The organism is Paenibacillus cellulosilyticus, assembly GCF_003182255.1.
Lineage (GTDB): Bacteria > Bacillota > Bacilli > Paenibacillales > Paenibacillaceae > Paenibacillus_T > Paenibacillus_T cellulosilyticus.
On sequence record NZ_QGTQ01000031.1, the window covers coordinates 23,890 to 41,510 of the forward strand.

Sequence of the window (17,621 nt, forward strand, 5' to 3'; positions counted from 1 at the left end):
TATGCCCTTTCGCTTAGTATAATGAGGGCATCGTTCATTCGTTTAAAGGTTAAACTAACATTTCCAATACCTTACAATTTGAACAACATGTTTCTATATGAAGGAGTTACGACAATGACGAAGTATGAATATCCGTTCCGCAATCCGGAGCTGCCGCTCGAGGAGCGCGTAGCGGACTTGGTTTCCCGTTTGACGCTTGACGAGAAGGTGGATTCGATGCCGCAGTACATGACGGCGATCGAACGCCTCGGCATCGCACCTTACAAGCACGGCACGGAAGGCGCACACGGTATCGCATGGCTTGGCGAAGCAACCAGCTTCCCGCAGCCGATCGGACTGGGCCTAACATGGGACCAGGATTTGATGAAGGAAGTCGGCGATGTCATCGGCACGGAGGCGCGTGTTTTCTACAAACGCAATCCAGAGATTAACGGTCTGACGCTGTGGGCGCCGACGGTTGATATGGAGCGCGACCCACGCTGGGGACGTACGGAAGAAGCATACGGCGAAGATCCGCATCTGACCGGTGAACTGACGACAGCGCTGACACAGGGTATTCAAGGCGACCATCCGAAATACCTGAAAGCTGTAGCTTCGCTGAAGCATTTCCTTGGCAATAACAACGAAATCAATCGCGGCAGCTGCTCCGCGAGCATTGATCCGCGCAACATGCGCGAATATTATTTCAAAGCATTCGAGCCTGCGTTCGTTAAAGGCGGCGCACAATCGATGATGACAGCTTACAACTCCATTAACGGTACGCCTGCGCTTCTGCATGAGACGGTTAACAGCGTTGTTAAGGGCCAGTGGATGGACGGCTTCATCGTAAGTGATGCGGCTGACATGATCGGTATCGTAAACGATCACAACTATTATGATTCGATGCCGCTCGCAGTTGCCGATACGATTAAAGCAGGCATCGACAGCATTACGGATGAATTCAAGGTCGTTACGGAGGCGATTCGTGAAGCGCTTGAGCAAGGTCTGCTGGCGGAGTCCGATCTGGACAAAGCACTGACGAACACGTTCCGCGTCCGCATGCGTCTTGGCGAATTCGATCCACAGGAGCTTGTACCATACGCAGCAATTGACGATGCGTCCCTCATGAAGCCAGAGCATAAAGCACTGTCACTTAAGGCTGCTCAGAAGAACGTCGTTCTGCTGAAGAACAACGGTGCGCTGCCGCTGGACGCAAGCAAGCTGAACAAAGTAGCGGTTATCGGTCCACTCGGCGATATCGTTTATCGTGACTGGTATTCCGGTACGCTTCCTTATAAAGTAACGCCGTTTGAAGCAATCCAAGGCAAACTGGCTGGCAAATCGGTTTCCTTCGCGGACGGTAACGATCGCATTAAGCTTCGTTCGAAGGCGAATGGCCAGTACCTGGCGATCAGCGAAGGCGAGAGCAAGCAGCTTGCAGCAACGGCTGATGCAGCTGGCGCTGAGACGTTCAACGTTGGCGATTGGGGCTGGGGCAGCCTGACGCTGCAAGCGGAGAGCAACGGCAAGTACGTAACGACGGACGAGGAGAAGGTAACGGCATCGGCTGAGGAAGTATATGGCTGGTTCGTCAAAGAAGTGTTCCACCTCGTGCCGCAAGGCGACGGTGCACATGCTATGACGACTTGGAACGACCGTACGGTTACTTCGGCAGAAGCAGGCCTTGCCGTGAACGATTCGAAGACGTTCGAAGCATCCGAGCTGTTCGAGAAGGAAGTTGTACGCGACGGCCTGAAAGAAGCGGTCGAAGCTGCGAAGCAAGCGGAAACGGCTATCGTGTTCGTGGGCAACAACCCGCTCGTTAACGGCAAAGAAGAAATCGACCGTCCGGGCCTTGAACTGGCAGAAGCGCAGCTTCGTCTTGTACAAGCGGTGTATGAAGCGAACCCGAATACGGTGGTTGTAGTAACAGGCGGTTATCCATTCGAGATCAACTGGATCAACGACAATATTCCAGCTGTTATTTACTCGTCGCACTCCGGCCAAGAGCATGGCACAGCATTGGCTGACGTCTTGTTCGGCGACTACAATCCGGCGGGCCGCCTGAACATGACATGGTACCGTTCCGCTGATCAGCTGACAGACATTATGGACTACGACATTATTAAAGGTAAACGTACGTACCTGTACTTCGAAGACAAGCCGCTTTATCCGTTCGGGCATGGTCTGTCGTACTCGGCGTTTGCATACGGAACGCCGCAAGTCGCTGCAGCTGAGATTAGCGGCGATGGCGAAGTAACGGTATCGGTTCGCGTAGAGAATACGAGCAGCGTTGCAGGCGAAGAGGTTGTTCAATTGTACGTTCGCGCTGAGCAGTCCCGCGTGAAGCGTCCGGTGAAGAAGCTGTACGGCTTCAGTCGTATCGCGCTGCAGCCGTGCGAAGCGCAGACGGTTACGTTTACGGTTCCAGCGATCGAGCTGGCAATTTGGGACGTTACGCGTGAGAAGTACGCCGTTGAGTCCGGCGAGTATACGCTGCTCGTAGGCAGCACGTCAGACGATATTCGCACCTCTACCGTTGTGAAGATCAACGGAGAGACGATTCCAGCTCGCAATCTTGGCGTTCAGACGAAGGCAGAGAACTTCGACGACTACGAAGGTACATTCCTCGGCGAGAGCAAGGAAGGCTTCGCGGCGGTTGAACTGAGCGGCGATGCAGGCTGGATCGCGTTCAAGGACGTTGAACTTGGCGCAGGCGCAGCAGCGATTGAAGTTCGCGCGGCTGCGGCAGCGAAAGGCGGCCGTCTCGAGGTTCGCCTCGGCTCCGCGCAAGGAACGCTGGCAGGAGCGATCGATCTTGCTGCAACCGGTGGCGAGCAAGCATGGTGTACGTTCGATTCCGCACTGCAAGGTGCAGCGGGTCGACAAGATGTGTTCGTAACCCTTACGGGCGACGTTCGCATCAGCTGGCTGAAACTGGCGTAATTGGGAGTAGGGAGAGCCTTGCTAACCGTGTATAACATGGTGAGCAAGGCTCTTTTTGTAAGCAAATAATGTTATTTATATATTTTTTGAATCCTTTCTAGGCTGGTGTGCGTATGGAAGGTTACAAGCTGTTGTTATAACGTTTTATTCCCTTATATAACGTATGAAATCAGCTTATTTAGCCCAGTCTAAATGTTTGTATAAGCAAGTAGATTTTTGATGATTACTAGAGTATAGTTGGGGTTAGAGTCTGGAAATTCGAGGCTTTAACCTTCTGGTTCAACAGGCGTTCCTACTGCAGTTACACTTGGAAGGGAGGTGAACAAACGATGTCGATTAGTTTGGTAAAAGGTCAGAAGATCGATTTGACGAAAGGCAACGCAGGTCTGACGAAAGTTACGGTTGGTCTGGGCTGGGATCCTGTGCAGACGAAAGGCGGACTGTTCGGTTTGAAGAAGCAGGCTGCCAATATCGACTGCGACGCTTCGGTCCTGATGCTCAATGAGCAATCGAAAATGACGAACGATCATCATGTTGTTTGTTTCTACAATAAACAGAGCCCGTGCCAATCCGTTATTCACTCGGGTGACAACTTGACCGGTGAAGGCGATGGCGACGACGAACAGATCTTCATTGATCTGGCGAAGGTTCCAGCCGACGTAAACAAGCTTCTTGCTGTTGTTAATATCTATGATTGCGTCAACCGCAAACAAGATTTTGGCATGATTCAGTCCGCATACATACGGGTGATGGACGGAACGAAGGGCACTGAGCTCGTTCGCTTCAATCTGTCGGAGAACTATGCTGGCAAGACTGCGCTAATCTGTGGCGAACTGTACCGCCATGGCGGCGAGTGGAAATTCGCGGCGATTGGTGAGGGCACGCACGCCGTTCATATTAATCAATTGGTTGCTGAGCATAAATAAGCGGACGCCGGCCATGAGGCCGGCTCGGCGGGAGAGAGGTGTTTACCTTGGCAATTAGCTTGACGAAGGGCCAGAAGGTCGATTTGACGAAAACAAACCCAGGGCTGACGAAAGTAACGGTAGGCCTTGGCTGGGACACGAACAAATACGACGGCGGCAAAGACTTCGACCTCGACGTATCGGTGTTCCTGACGAATGCAGCAGGCAAGGTCGAAGGTGAGCGCAACTTCATCTACTTCAACAACCGCGAGAACGAGAACGGCTCCGTCGTTCATACAGGCGACAACCGGACAGGTGCAGGCGAGGGCGACGATGAGCAAATCAACATCGATCTTCCGAACGTACCAGCGAATGTAGAGAAGATCGCATTCACGATCACGATCTATGAAGCAACGGAGCGCAACCAAAACTTCGGTCAAGTGTCCCGTGCTTATGTTCGTATCGTCAACGAGGCGAATAACGAGGAACTGATCCGCTTCGATCTCGGCGAGGATTTCTCCATCGAGACGGGCGTTGTCGTAGGTGAACTGTATCGCCATAGCGGTGAATGGAAATTCAGCGCGATCGGCAGCGGCTACAAAGACGGTTTGGCTGGATTGGTACGCGATTACGGCTTGTAATATGCGGCGAAGCCCGTGCGGCAGACCTTCGCGTTAGCGACTGGTCTGCCGCACGCCATTTTGGTCAGGAGAGGAAGAATTCGATGAGCATCTCACTATCCAAAGGTCAACGCATTGACCTGACGAAGACGAACCCAGGGCTTACGCAAGTTGTTGTTGGCCTTGGCTGGGACACGAATAAATATGTCGGCGGTGCTGATTTCGACTTGGACGCTTCGGCTTTCCTACTGTACGAGGATGGCAAGGCGAAGGGCGCCGACGATTTCGTATTCTACAACAATGTATCGGGTGGTAACGGTTCGGTCGTTCATACGGGCGACAATCGGACAGGCGAAGGCGATGGCGATGATGAGCAGATCAACATTGATTTAAGCAAAGTACCAGCTTCGATCCATCGGATCGGCATTACGGTGACGATTTATGATTACGAGTCGCGCAAGCAAAATTTTGGACAAGTCTCGAACGCATTCGTACGCGTTGTGGACGCTTCTTCGAACCGTGAGGTTCTTCGCTTCGATCTTGGCGAAGAGTTCTCGACGGAGACGGCTGTCGTATTCTGTGAATTCTACCGCCATAGCGGCGAATGGAAGTTCCAAGCGATCGGCAGCGGCTTCGCAGGCGGATTGTCTGCGCTGTGCCGTAACTACGGCTTAGACGCAAACTAGATTGCAGCCCGGCTTCGTCTGCGGAGCAAGCGGTGCAGTCCGATCCGGGCGTGCGATCGATGACTATCGGAAGCAACTTCTCCGCTGGGCTTGCAGCTGGAGCGCAGCGTAACGGAGAGTTTCGAATACGATTATTCCATTTCTATTGGAGGCAGCATTTATGGATTGGTTGAACAAAATAGGAGAAAGCTACGGTCATTTCTTCTCCTGGAGCGACATCTCAGCAACATTCACGGACCCGGCAAGCTGGGGTATCATTCTCAGTCTTGTCCTGTTGGAAGGTCTGTTATCGGCGGATAACGCGCTCGTGCTGGCGGTTATGGTTCGTCACCTGCCGAAGGATCAGCAGAAGAAGGCGTTGTTCTACGGCCTGCTTGGCGCTTATGTATTCCGATTCTTAGCGATCGGCTTCGGTACATACCTCGTTAAGTTTACGCTGGTGAAGGTACTTGGCGCGGCTTACCTGATGTTCATCGCATACAAGGGATTGTTCAAGCATGGCGGAGATGAACAAACCGAAGGTAAAGCCTATGGCTTCTGGAAGACTGTATTAATGGTCGAGTTGATGGATATCGCATTCAGTATCGACAGCGTTATCGCGGCATTTGGTGTGAGCAACGAGGTATGGGTACTGTTCTTGGGCGGTATTCTCGGCGTTCTCATGATGCGCGGCGTTGCACAAGTATTCCTCAAGCTCATCGAGCGTTTCCCGGAGCTGGAGAAAGCAGCATTCGTTCTGATCGCTGTAATCGCGGTCAAAATGCTTTTGGGAGCATTCGGCGTTCATATTTCGCACTACCTGTTCTTTGCAGCGATGTTCCTCGTATTCGGCGGTGCGATCGTGCTCAGTATTGTTCGCCGTAAGAAAGTTGACGAAAAAGCTTAAGAGACAGGCAGCAGTCGCTCTTTCATAGTTATTATACGAATCCCTCCAACTCTGGAGGGATTCGTTCGTATCTGAGACATTTTGTATGACAGGGATAGAGGGGAGGAGCGAGCGTCATGCGTTATTATGATGATTTGTCCGAGGAAGAAAGAGGGGCGATGTTCTTCTGCCCACCGATGGCGTTCAGCAGCCGTACACCAAGGGAACAGCTTGCTTATGCGGTTGGGGCCGCCTTGTACATGCCTGCGACACGACCGACGATTGCCGCCGATCTTATTGCGGGGAAGCTGGGCGATCTTGTGACCGCGGTCATCGATTTGGAGGATGCTGTAGCTGATCAAATGGTCGACGCAGCCGAATATTCGCTCATACAGCAGCTGTCGCGGGTTGCCGCAGCAATCGATAGTGGTCTGCTGTCGCAGGATCGACTGCCGCTCCTCTTCATCCGCGTTCGATCAGCGGATCAGATGGCGAGACTGCTTGTAAGGCTCGAGGATTCGGTTCGTATATTGACTGGCTTCGTATTCCCGAAGTTTACGCCTGCGGCCGGGGGACGGTACTTCGAGTTGTTGGACGATTACAATAGCTGCAGAGAGAAGGACGAGCCTGTCCTTTATGGGATGCCTGTACTTGAAACGGCTTCGATCATTTATAGAGAGAGCAGGCTTGAGACATTGCTCGATACGAAGCGGCTCTTGGATGCGTACCAGGATTATGTATTGAACGTAAGGATCGGAGCGACGGACTTCTCGAGCCTATTCGGCCTGCGGCGCAGTCCAGAGCTGACGGTGTATGACCTTGCAGCCATTCGCGATTGTATTGCGGATATTATGAATATTTTCGGCAGGGCGGAAGATGGGTATGTCGTCTCGGGTCCGGTGTGGGAGTATTTCGGCACGGGCAACGATCGTCCTCATCAGCTTGCGGCGCTGCGAGAAACGCGTCTGCGGGATGCGCTGCTGCCAGAGCTGCCTCATCCGCGTCATGTGACGCTTGGTACGGGGATGGTAGATCCCGAAGCGACTTTCATTCGTGAAATTATGCTCGATAAGGAGAATGGCATGATCGGCAAGACCGTCATCCATCCTGTTCAGCTGCGTACGGTGCAGGCGATGTATACCGTTACCCATGAGGAATACATGGATGCACTTGCGGTCGTCGAGAATCGGGACGGCAGCCTTGGCGTTATGAAGAGTGAATATGGTAATAAGATGAACGAAATAAAGCCGCATTATTACTGGGCGAGAAAAATTATTGCGAGAGCGAATATATACGGGGTGCTGCATGATGAGCAACGCTACACAGCCTTATTCCGGGAGCAAGGCTACGCACGTTTATAACATTGCCGGCAGCCTGCAGGTGACCGTCAACGAGAAGGACAACCCTTTTGAATTACCGATCTCATCCTTATTTCATATGGCAGCACGCAACAACCCGAAACGGTCGTTTCTGTTCGTGAGTAAACTGCTTGGCAAGCATATTCCGATCGATCCACACACGTCGCTGCTTGCAGGCTATGCGCTTGCTGTACTGTTGTGCCGACATCTGCAGCCAGAACGGTCCGCAGAGTGGGAGCCGCTGCTGCAGCAAACGATGAAAGGCCTAACTGACCCGGCAGAAGCAGCCAGTGTGTACCGCAAGCTGATTGCGGATCGGCTGCAGGTTTCCGTGCCGCTTAAATTGCTCGGCTTCGCAGAGACGGCTACTGCGCTTGGACATGCCATGTTCGATGCGTTCGAGTCTGCTGCCACCTATCTGCACACAACGCGCGAGCTGCTCGCAGACCGAGAATCGGTGCTGCAGTTCGATGAGGAGCATTCACATGCGGTAGCCCATCGCTGTTATGCGGAGCGGAGCGATTACTGGGCTAACGACGAGATCGTTGTGTTCGTCGATGACGAGATGACGACAGGGAAGACGACGCTCAACCTCATTCGGGACATGCATGCGAAGTTTCCGCGTAAGCGATATGTCGTTGCTTCGCTGCTGGATTGGCGCAGTGTTGCGGCGGAAGATGCTTTTGCAGCGCTGGAGAGCGAGTTCGGCATAACGATTGAGACAATTTGTCTGTATCGCGGCACGATCGAGGTAAGCGGTGAAGCGTTCCCGAACGGGGCGCCGCAGGGGCTGCTGAACAGCAGCGCTGCTGACAGCGACGAGATCGGGAATGACAGGACTGGAAGGCCGGAGTATCGCGTGCACACGCTGGAATCGGTATTTGAGCCGGTCGAGGCGGTATCGCTTGATCTAGCAGGAAGCTCGAATGCTGCTCCTTACATGAAGCAGACAGGGCGCTTTGGTATTGCGGCAGAAGAGCGCGGGCATGCCGAAGCAGCGATCCAGCGCGCAGCCGCGCAGCTGGAGAAGCTGCGGACTGACAGTGGCGGTGGCGGTGGCGGTGGCGGTGGGAAGACGCTTGTCATCGGCACAGGGGAATTCATGTACGTGCCCATGCAGATGGCTGCAGCGCTTAAGGGCAGCGTCTACTATCAGTCGTCGACGCGCAGCCCGATTCATCCGGTGGACAGAGCGGATTACGCAGTGAAGGACGGCGTAACGTTCGCATCGCCAGACGACGAAGGGGTCCGGCATTTTTTGTACAATCTTGGCGCCCACACGTATGATGACGTCTTCGTTGTATTGGAGCGGGTTACACCAATGGAGCGGCTGGAGCCGATGCTGGAGGCGCTTAAATATATTGACTGCAAGACGATTCATGTCGTGTGCTGCACAGGGGAACCGGAGTTAGGCGAGAGGCCGGCGTCCAAGCAGAAGAAGCCTGATCAGCGAGCAGCATCTCGTGACCCTCGTGTGGCGAAGCTGTTCGAACGCACGATGAAGCCGCCTGTACCGCTCGGCAGCTATGATGCAGCGGACGTCACGTTTCTGCTGAAGGACCTGCGTGATGCGAAGCTGGAGGTGCCAACCGAAGATCGGGAAGAGGCGATTCAGTCGGGCGTCCACTATTCGGAGATGCTGCCGAAGGAATATGAGCCGTCAGAGCGATATCTAGAGCTGTATCGTAAGACGCTGGATGAATCGGCAGCGCTAGTAGCAGGAGGCATTGCAGCGGTTGCGGAGCTTATTGTCCGCAAGCGCGGGCTGAACTGCGTGCTCGTGTCGCTGGCAAGAGCGGGAACACCGGTCGGCGTTCTAATCAAGCGATATATCGAGCAGCGCTATGGCGTATCGCTTCCGCACTACAGCATCTCGATTATTCGTGGCAAGGGTATCGACGAGAATGCGCTTCTTTATATTTTGCAGCAGCATGGGGTAGAGGCTTCGATTCAGTTCGTTGATGGCTGGACGGGCAAAGGGGCGATCCGCCGCACACTGATGGAGGCGTGCCGCCAATTCGAGGACAAGTATGGCGTTCGATTAAGTGATGATCTCGCTGTATTAGCCGACCCTGGACGATGCTCGGAGACGTTCGGAACACGGGAAGATTATCTCGTCCCTAGCGCGTGCTTGAATGCTACCGTTTCGGGCCTCATGAGTCGAACGGTGCTGAAGCCGGGGCTGATCGGTTCAGACGATTACCACGGTTCCAAGTTTTATGAGCAGTGGTTGTCCATCGATGAATCGAAGCGGTTCGTCGATCGCATTGCTGCGCATTTCGAGGCCATCGCGCAGACGGCGGTTGGTTGCGCGGACGGACATGCGCAGGCGGAATCGCCGGAAGCAACTTGGCAGGGACTCGCGGACATTCAAGCGGTGCAGCAGGCGTTTGGTATTGAAGATATTAATCTAATCAAGCCTGGCGTCGGCGAGACATGCCGCGTGCTGCTGCGCCGCGTACCATGGAAGATTCTCGTCAATCGTATGGACAATCCTCATCTGGGACCCATCCTGATGCTCGCCGAGGAGCGGGGCGTTCCGGTTGAAGTATTCCCAGGACTCGCTTATTCTTGCTGCGGTATCATCAAGCCGCTGAAGGGGGAGTCGGCATGATCTATGCAAGCGATTTGGATCAGACGCTTATTTTCTCCCGTCGGTCGATGATTGTATCGGAGGATGAACCCGGTATCCGCATTGTCGAGTGGATTGATGGCAAGTCGCAGTCCTTCATGTCGGAGGCATCCATTGCGACGTTGAAGTCATTGAATGAACGGCTTGTCTTTGTTCCTGTAACGACGAGGACGTTGGCGCAGTATCGGAGAATTGAAGTATTTCAGCGGGACATCGTCCCCGCTTATGCGATTACGAGCAATGGCGGCCGTATTCTGATCAGAGGCGAAGAAGATGCGCATTGGCAGAAGCTTGTGCAGGACCGGCTGAAGCGAGCTGCATGCTCTTCAGACGAAGCACGGGCGTTGTTTGCACCGATCGTCCAGCCGGAGTGGGTAAGAGAAGAGCGGCTCTGTGACGAGCTGTTTTATGTGTACATGGTTGATCGGGACAAGCTGCCGTTGGAGGCGGTGCAGGAGCGCGCGGAGCTGCTTGCTGAGCGTGGTTGGGAAGTATCGGTGCAAGGCCGGAAGGTATACATCGTACCCTCTGTTGTGAACAAGCGGGATGCCGTCGCTTACATCAGGCAGCGTCATCCTGAAGCGCCGCTTATCTCGTCAGGCGATTCGCTGCTGGATCGCAGTCTATTGGAAGCGGCAGATGAGGCAATTGCACCGGCTCATGGCGAGCTTTATCGAATTTATCAAACAACCGGACAGCAGGGACGTTGGGTGTTCACGCGGCGGTCGGGCTTATTTGCAGGGGAAGAGATTACGGATTTCGTACAAGAGAAGTTCGATTCGTCAGAACAATGGACATGGGGGGAACGTTCGTCATGAAGAGCAAGAAGGAGTATCGCGTCTATTTTAACCGCTGGTTTTCCGTTGCCTATCATTATATGAACAGCATTCGCAATAATGAGGACGGTCTTCCGTTCAAGCTGTACGGCACGCATCCTGACCCTCGCCATATGGCGCTGCAAGCAGCTGATTATGCGACGACGGAGCCTGTCCTTGATTCGCTCGATTATGTGCATTGGCTGGTCGACTTCTGTAAGGAGCACGAGATTGATGTGTTCATCCCGCGTCTGCGCATGCTCGATATCGCTCGCAATATCGAGTTGTTCGACGCCATCGGCACGAAGGTGACGGTCTGCCGCGACGTTGAATTGCTCGAGAAGCTGACGATAAGTTCTACGAGGAAGTGCGCGAGAGCGGCATTATGGAGGTGCCGGCGTACGAGGTCGTAACGGATGCGGAAGGGTTCAAGCGAGCCTATGAGCGACTGATCGCTGAAGGCCATCGCGTCTGCTTCAAACCGACGGACTCGGAGGGCGGACTTGGGTTCCGCATGATTAACGATAAGCGGGACGCGCTGCGTGACTTGTTCGGCTATGTGACGAATGAGCTGACGTTCGAGGAAGCTTATTCGATTTTGTCGCGGACAGAGAGCTTCCAATCGCTTATGGTCATGGAACTGTTGGAAGGCCCGGAATACAGCATCGACTGCATTGCGGATGGGGAAGGCAATCTTCATGCCGCGATTCCACGCCGCAAGGCGGATGGCCGCCTGCGTGTTCTGGAAAATAACGAAGAGCTGATTGCGATCGCGCAGCGTGTTGCTGCAGCTTATCGGATTCCTTATAACTTTAATATTCAGATGCGATATTCGAACGGTGTGCCGAAGCTGCTAGAAATTAATCCACGTATGTCCGGCGGCCTTCATGCAACATGTCTAACGGGTATCAACTTCCCGTATTTGGGCGTTAAAGCAGCGCTTGGACAGCCCATTGGCGACCTTAAACCGGAATACGACATGATGACGAGCCATATTGAGCTTGCTATGCGGATGGCAACATTCGAGGCGGATAATCGGCGCGAGGAAGCTCTCGCGGGTGACCGGTCACATTGACAGCGCTTGTGACGGTTCCTACAATAAGGGAAGAGACTACGTGTCCAGTCCAGTAGTGGAGGGAATCGTCCGTGAATAAAAATACGATGATCGGCGCTGCAGTCGGCTATGTCGCTGCTGTTATAACCAGTTTTGCACTGCCAGAGATGCTGTCGCTTATTCTGCCCGCTGGGGGTGCTATCGTCGGCAGCATGATTCCATCGCGTCCGAATGGGAATCGACCGCCAGGTGACCAGCCTTATGGCGCACCGCCTGTGCAGTCGCCGCAGTCAAGTCCAGTGCAAGTGCCGCAATCTGCGGCGCAGGCGCAAGCAACGATATCGGCAGCAGCCGGCCAGACGGCACAGCGTCCGCAATCGCAGGTACAGACACCATCCATTCCGGAAGGTTTTGAATCGGTCGTCGAGTATTTGCAGGTGCTTGAGGATATGATTATTTCCGAGGGCCAGAAGAACAATCTCGACAGTGAGATCGTCGACAAGTCACTTGCTCTGTTCGCACGGATTCAGCGAATTATTCCGCTGCTGAATGAGCTTGGCAACAGCAACATTAATCATACGGTCCGCAGACTCGTGCTGAAGGATCTCAACGGTGTTATCAATCCATTCCTGCGTTTGAGCGGCGAGATGAAGAGCCAGAACCGGCGCATGCTGCTCAACGGCTTGCGAGACGTAAACTCGAAGATTTCCGATATCGTCTCGACAGTCGAACATAAGGATTTGCTTGAGCTTCAGACGAAGGCCGAGCTCATTCACCAACGCTACAAGCAATCGGAGCTATAAGCGGACCTAGTAGTGCGTGTTCAAAAAGTTCGGACTTTATGAATAACCTCTATTTCTAATCACTTTTGTATCGCGAAGGAGGCAATCGGCATGTCTACACAGCTCGTACAGTTGAAGAAAGAAGACGAACAGCAGGTCGTACAGGAAGCGTCACGCCTGATCGGTCAGGTCGCTCAGACGGACTCGGTGCAGTTGGATTCCTTGATGGACGAGATTGGCAAGCTTGGCATGAAGACGCAGGAGAAGGCAGGACAAACGCTCAAGCTGCTTGATCGTCCGGTCAATGATTTGATGGGCGGCAGCCGTGCGGAAGTGTCCAACATGATTCTGAAGCTGCGCAATGAGTGCGAGGGACTGCAGCAAAGCAAGAACGTCGGATTTTTCGGCAAAATCGTTCGCAAGAGCCCGCTGAAAAACTACATTTACAAGTATCAGTCGGTCAAAACGAACGTGGACGTCATCATCAACGGCTTGCGCGACGGTAAGGATACGCTCGAAGAAAGCATCGTGAATATGCGTCAATTGAAGCGCTCTTCGCTGGAAGAGATCTATTCGCTCCAGACGAAGATCGCATTCGGCGACAAGCTGAAGGAGCTGTTCGAGGCTGAAATTGCGAAGCCGGAGAACGAAGGCCGCAAGGCACAGCTGGAGCGCGGCTTGCGCAAAGTCGTGACGCGCATTCAGTCGATGACCGAGATGATCATGCTCTACAACCAAGCGATCGCCGCAACCGATATCATTAACGATAACAACGACAAGCTGATCGACTCGGTGAACAATGCAATCGATAAGACGTCGAACCTGATTACGGTTTCGGCCATGATCGCACTGGCGCTCAACGACCAAGAGAAAGTCATTAGCGCGGTTGACGCAACGAACAAGACGATCGAGAATCAATTCCAAGAAAATGCCCGCTTGCTGCGGCAGACGACGGAGCGAACGAATGACCTGCTGGCGAAGCCTTCGATGTCGATGGAAGCCGTCAATCGGGCTATCACGGACCTGATGGCGGCGATTGATCTGTCCGAACAGTCGAACCGCCGCATCATCGATAGCTGCAACGATTACACGAATAAAATGACGACGATCAACACGCAGCTGGCGAACCGTCTCGGTCATGGCGAAGAGACGAAGACGTTGAACGCGGCGCAGCAGCCTGACAGCAATAGCGTTAGCTCGTTCTTGAGCTAGCTGGGATGAAGTTAGCGTGAATTGAAGAATGGCGGTGCAGGGAGCGATCCTTGCGTCGCCTTTTTTTTTGTTGTGTCAAACACAACCTCATGATGTTGGATCTTGTCGAGAAATTATTCAGTCCTGACAAATAATAGGCGGAAGGAATAAAACAAAGAAGATGGAATAAATTGTCTTGTATTAAATTTTATATCCTTATTACAAATTTATTGAAAGCGAAGGAGGAATTTATTGATGTCTACTACCTCTTCGGTCAACACCGCGTGCAAAATCACGAACAATGCAGGAAAGCCAGTCGTGGTGTTGGATGCCTACGATTCGTCTACGAATGTCGCCAACAACTCGCCTAAGAAAGGGTACCAGCAGTCGCTGAAAATCCTTAGCCTTGCCGAAGGTGGACAAGTACTCTCCGATGGGGGCACCGGAACGGTAACGCTGAACGACACGCGCACCGATTCCGGCGGGAAGACGCAGCCGAATTACCTGTACCAGCTGTTAATCAGCGAGCCAGGTTCATTGTTCCCCGTCATGAATGTCGGCGAGGCGCTTGATTTTGATTCCATGGGTTATCCTCCCGTTACGGTCACTGCGGCCGCAGCCAAAAACATGAGTCTCGCCTTCACATTCTGTCAACACCTCATGGCGTATCCAACCACGGATCTCGCGAAAAATTTCCAGCAGGCATTAACGGATGCGCAAAAAGAGAAAACGGTCGACGATATGATGAAGAAGATCGCCGATTATTTTAACAGCACGAAAGGCTTTAAAGGGCTTGATTTCCCGAGCTATCTCGCCGTCAGCACCTATCTGAAAGCATTTGCATGGAAGTGGGGGCTTGATGACGACAACAAGCCGGGACGCACGTATTGGCTGTATGGCGCACCGGGAGCTGATTCGGTCTCCTCCAGCGACAGCAAAGCAGCCGTCAATTACGGCTCCATTACGTTGTCTCGCCCGGCTAGTGCATCTGAAACGGCTGATCCGAGCGATCCGAACAGCGGTTATACGATCACCTATTCGCCCGAGTCAGGTGATGACAAGCAGATGACCTTTAGCGCCATGCAGCTGCTCGATGATGCATCAGTTGATACGCCATCCATCTGCTTGCAGCTAACGTTCGCCCGTCGGAGTCAGTTTACTCAGGATACTCAGGATACGGCACTATGGCCAGTGCTGGTCGGCACACTCAACGGCGTCAAGGTTATCGGCGTGAGTCAGAAGCCGGAAGATGCATTCGTCAAATGGCTTAAAAACCTCGTTCCGAAAAGCTTTAACGATCTCGTGAATTCGTTCTTGAAAATTATGGGCATCTGGATGGCGTACGATTTCCTGAAGACGAAGTTCGCAGGGAAGAAGGACAAGCTCCAAGACGACAAAACGAACGAAAACAAAGGTAAGGATCCGAGCGACGATCAGCAGAGCGAGGCGGACCAATCGGCGGACGATATCGGAAGCGAAGCGCTTGACGATGAACGCAGCGATGCAAGCCGTTTAGACTCGGATGAAATCGACGTTCCGGATCTCGACAACCTGGATGAGGTCGTGGATAACGTGAATAATTATGTCGTCGAAACGTTAAGGGAAATAACGGCGGATAATTATAATGCGATGATTGAGGAGTATGAGTTCCAGCTCAAGGAGCTTGCGCAGATCGAGGTGAATCCGTCACTCGAGGAAGCTATGGGCAAACTCGTGGAGGCCAAGGGAAATTTAGAGGAAGCGATAGATTCGGGCGACTTCAGCTCGGTGAAGGACAGCCTTGGCGAGGTGAAGACGTCTGTCACGGATGCCATTGGCGATATGGACATATCGGCTGAACTCCAAGAGCAGCTGAAAGAATCGCAGCAAGCGATCGACGATTTCCAGGAGACGGCGGACGAGATGGATGATGCCGCTAACGATATTGAGAACGGCGAGGACCCAATCGAGCCTGAGGTGATCGAATGACCGGCTCTGCCAGTTATTCGTTCTCGCTTCACAATAACGGAGGCGGGACAGTTGTCGTCTACTCGACAATGAGCCTGCCGGTATCGGATCCGCCTTCGTTGGATCACGATGCATACTATCCGATCTATACGCGGCTGGGTACCGTCGATTCCAATCAATCGGGAAGCTTCTCGACGGGTAACCCGCTGGCTCGCATCGTAATCGCGCGCGCGACCGACGATTTTCCGCTTAAGCTCGCCATCGTCGATACGCTCGATCCCGACAGCCAAACGGTCGCCGTTGGGGACGATGACGGGAAGGCGACGGCGCTGGCATGGACGTTCTACCAATCGTACGCGAGCCAGCCCTATCAGCCGCTTGCGCTGCAGTTCAACGATTTGGTGCTGAACAATACGGATCCGACGCAGCTGAACGGGCAGGCGGCTAGTTTTTTCTCCGCGAACGGGTATGCAGGCATCGACTTCAGCATTTTCTCGATGGTCAGCTTCTGGGCGACCAACTCGCTTTATGCTTTCCCGGGTACTTATTATTGCTATGAGCCGCAAAGCGACACGCACGGATTCATCGTTCCGCCGGATGAGGTCGGAACGATTACGGTGGCGAACGGCACGGCGACCTATACGTCGGCTGCGGACGGCAGCACGCAGACGCTTCTGTTCGTGCGATCCAAGCTATCCTCGGCTGGGGCTGACAGCAAGAACGGCATTGCGCTGACGAGCATTTTGCGCGATTTTGCATGGGAGGGCAAGCCGGACCAGATCGGCATATGCTTCGTGGGCACGAATAACGGCGCCCAAATGATTGCGCAGCCGTATCAGAACCCGAGCGTGCCGTGGTATGCGGTCGCTTATGACATGGTGTACGGGGCGTTCACTTTGGTGCAGATCGCGATGGCGCTCGATATGGCGGTTCACATGCTGAAGAGCATCGGCAGCGGGCTGCAGTATTTGAAGGACAACCTCGGCAAGCTGTACGATAATATCCGCCAGTGGGCTAACGAAACGGGCGACTCTGCAGGGCCTGGCTCCGGTATCGGCGATGATGTCGATCCCGTCAACGTCGATGTGGACATTGACGTTGACATTGACGTCGACATTGATGTGGATATCGATATCGACATTGATATCGATGTGGACGTCGACATCGATATTGACATTGATGTTGATTTTCTCGCCGTAGTGGACGTTGACGTTGACGTGGACATCGATATTGATATCGACGTCGTGACGGATACGGAAACCGACGTGGACATCGACGTGGACATCGACATCGATACGGACGTTGACGTACAGCCGGGTATGATCCGAGGGCTGCTCAACAAGGTCGGCAGCTGGGTCATGGAGAAAGCCCTGCCGGCGCTGACCGAGATGCTGGCCATAAACTTGGCATTCATGTCGGCCGCTCAGTTGCTGCAAGCCTGGAGGCACGCCGACGAGCAAGGCATCAAAAACTTGCAGCCGCGCGAGTCGACCGGACTCGGCCTGCTCGTCAATTATATGCTTAACGAGCAGGTCTCCCTGCAGACCCGCTGGAACACGTTCGCGGATTACGTGCAGCAGTCGCAGGCGGACAATGCCACGATCGAGATGACCGTAAGCACGATTATTATGGCCGGCAACTCAGCGGCAGACCAGGCGGCTTCGAATTGGCGCTGGTCGACCGATGCGGAGAACGCCGCCGTGGCCGCCCTCGCGCAATATACGGGAGACAATAGGTATCAAGCATTCCAAACGCTGGGCGGGTACCAATATCAGGGGCGCGATTTGCCCGTCAAAGTCGGCGCGCAGGTCGCCATGGATTATTTGAAGAAGGGAGGCTGA

The 17,621-nt window shown here is 53.6% G+C and carries 12 protein-coding genes and 2 pseudogenes; all 14 read left to right on the forward strand.

Annotated elements, in window-relative coordinates:
* Window positions 1-114 precede the first annotated feature (114 nt).
* On the forward strand, window positions 115-2,925 hold the full coding sequence (locus tag DFQ01_RS25565; RefSeq protein WP_245946885.1) for a glycoside hydrolase family 3 protein: 2,811 nt from the start codon (window positions 115-117) through the stop codon (window positions 2,923-2,925).
* 329 nt (window positions 2,926-3,254) lie between these two features.
* A complete protein-coding gene (locus DFQ01_RS25570; RefSeq protein ID WP_110046785.1) occupies window positions 3,255-3,851 on the forward strand; it encodes a TerD family protein in 597 nt (198 codons plus the stop codon).
* Between the two features lie 47 nt (window positions 3,852-3,898).
* Complete coding sequence (locus DFQ01_RS25575; RefSeq protein WP_110046786.1) at window positions 3,899-4,471, forward strand: TerD family protein; 573 nt, start codon at window positions 3,899-3,901, stop codon at window positions 4,469-4,471.
* A gap of 83 nt (window positions 4,472-4,554) precedes the next feature.
* Complete coding sequence (locus DFQ01_RS25580; RefSeq protein WP_110046787.1) at window positions 4,555-5,136, forward strand: TerD family protein; 582 nt, start codon at window positions 4,555-4,557, stop codon at window positions 5,134-5,136.
* Window positions 5,137-5,296: 160 nt separating this feature from the next.
* Complete coding sequence (locus DFQ01_RS25585) at window positions 5,297-6,022, forward strand: TerC family protein (RefSeq protein WP_110046788.1); 726 nt, start codon at window positions 5,297-5,299, stop codon at window positions 6,020-6,022.
* Window positions 6,023-6,138: 116 nt separating this feature from the next.
* Window positions 6,139-7,362: an HpcH/HpaI aldolase/citrate lyase family protein gene (locus DFQ01_RS25590; RefSeq protein WP_245946886.1), complete on the forward strand. Its 1,224-nt coding sequence runs from the start codon at window positions 6,139-6,141 to the stop codon at window positions 7,360-7,362.
* A 76-nt stretch (window positions 7,363-7,438) separates the two neighbouring features.
* A pseudogene (locus DFQ01_RS31430) lies at window positions 7,439-8,701 on the forward strand (phosphoribosyltransferase family protein); the annotation flags it as partial.
* A gap of 156 nt (window positions 8,702-8,857) precedes the next feature.
* Window positions 8,858-9,973 (forward strand): cysteine protease StiP family protein, encoded by a 1,116-nt coding sequence (locus DFQ01_RS31435; RefSeq protein ID WP_217490353.1) that lies wholly within the window; start codon window positions 8,858-8,860, stop codon window positions 9,971-9,973.
* Window positions 9,970-10,809: an HAD family hydrolase gene (locus tag DFQ01_RS25600; RefSeq protein WP_110046790.1), complete on the forward strand. Its 840-nt coding sequence runs from the start codon at window positions 9,970-9,972 to the stop codon at window positions 10,807-10,809. The genes DFQ01_RS31435 and DFQ01_RS25600 overlap by 4 nt, the downstream gene beginning before the upstream one ends.
* A pseudogene (locus tag DFQ01_RS25605) lies at window positions 10,806-11,881 on the forward strand (ATP-grasp domain-containing protein). The gene DFQ01_RS25600 and the pseudogene DFQ01_RS25605 overlap by 4 nt, the downstream one beginning before the upstream one ends.
* A gap of 71 nt (window positions 11,882-11,952) precedes the next feature.
* Window positions 11,953-12,663 (forward strand): hypothetical protein, encoded by a 711-nt coding sequence (locus DFQ01_RS25610; protein WP_425452443.1) that lies wholly within the window; start codon window positions 11,953-11,955, stop codon window positions 12,661-12,663.
* 90 nt (window positions 12,664-12,753) lie between these two features.
* Window positions 12,754-13,854, forward strand: a complete 1,101-nt coding sequence (locus tag DFQ01_RS25615) for a toxic anion resistance protein (protein ID WP_110046791.1) — start codon at window positions 12,754-12,756, stop codon at window positions 13,852-13,854.
* A gap of 234 nt (window positions 13,855-14,088) precedes the next feature.
* Window positions 14,089-15,801 (forward strand): DNA repair protein RecN, encoded by a 1,713-nt coding sequence (locus tag DFQ01_RS25620; protein ID WP_110046792.1) that lies wholly within the window; start codon window positions 14,089-14,091, stop codon window positions 15,799-15,801.
* Window positions 15,798-17,621, forward strand: a complete 1,824-nt coding sequence (locus DFQ01_RS31265) for a hypothetical protein (RefSeq protein WP_174812510.1) — start codon at window positions 15,798-15,800, stop codon at window positions 17,619-17,621. The genes DFQ01_RS25620 and DFQ01_RS31265 overlap by 4 nt, the downstream gene beginning before the upstream one ends.

Excerpts from the sequence above, each read along its gene's own strand:
- DFQ01_RS31265 (WP_174812510.1), top strand. The coding sequence starts at position 15,798 with ATGACCGGCTCTGCCAGTTATTCGTTCTCGCTTCACAATAACGGAGGC.
- DFQ01_RS25590 (WP_245946886.1), top strand. The coding sequence starts at position 6,139 with ATGCGTTATTATGATGATTTGTCCGAGGAAGAAAGAGGGGCGATGTTC.
- DFQ01_RS25600 (WP_110046790.1), top strand. The coding sequence starts at position 9,970 with ATGATCTATGCAAGCGATTTGGATCAGACGCTTATTTTCTCCCGTCGG.
- DFQ01_RS25615 (WP_110046791.1), top strand. The coding sequence starts at position 12,754 with ATGTCTACACAGCTCGTACAGTTGAAGAAAGAAGACGAACAGCAGGTC.
- DFQ01_RS25585 (WP_110046788.1), top strand. The coding sequence starts at position 5,297 with ATGGATTGGTTGAACAAAATAGGAGAAAGCTACGGTCATTTCTTCTCC.
- DFQ01_RS31435 (WP_217490353.1), top strand. The coding sequence starts at position 8,858 with ATGAAGCCGCCTGTACCGCTCGGCAGCTATGATGCAGCGGACGTCACG.
- DFQ01_RS25620 (WP_110046792.1), top strand. The coding sequence starts at position 14,089 with ATGTCTACTACCTCTTCGGTCAACACCGCGTGCAAAATCACGAACAAT.
- DFQ01_RS25570 (WP_110046785.1), top strand. The coding sequence starts at position 3,255 with ATGTCGATTAGTTTGGTAAAAGGTCAGAAGATCGATTTGACGAAAGGC.
- DFQ01_RS25565 (WP_245946885.1), top strand. The coding sequence starts at position 115 with ATGACGAAGTATGAATATCCGTTCCGCAATCCGGAGCTGCCGCTCGAG.
- DFQ01_RS25580 (WP_110046787.1), top strand. The coding sequence starts at position 4,555 with ATGAGCATCTCACTATCCAAAGGTCAACGCATTGACCTGACGAAGACG.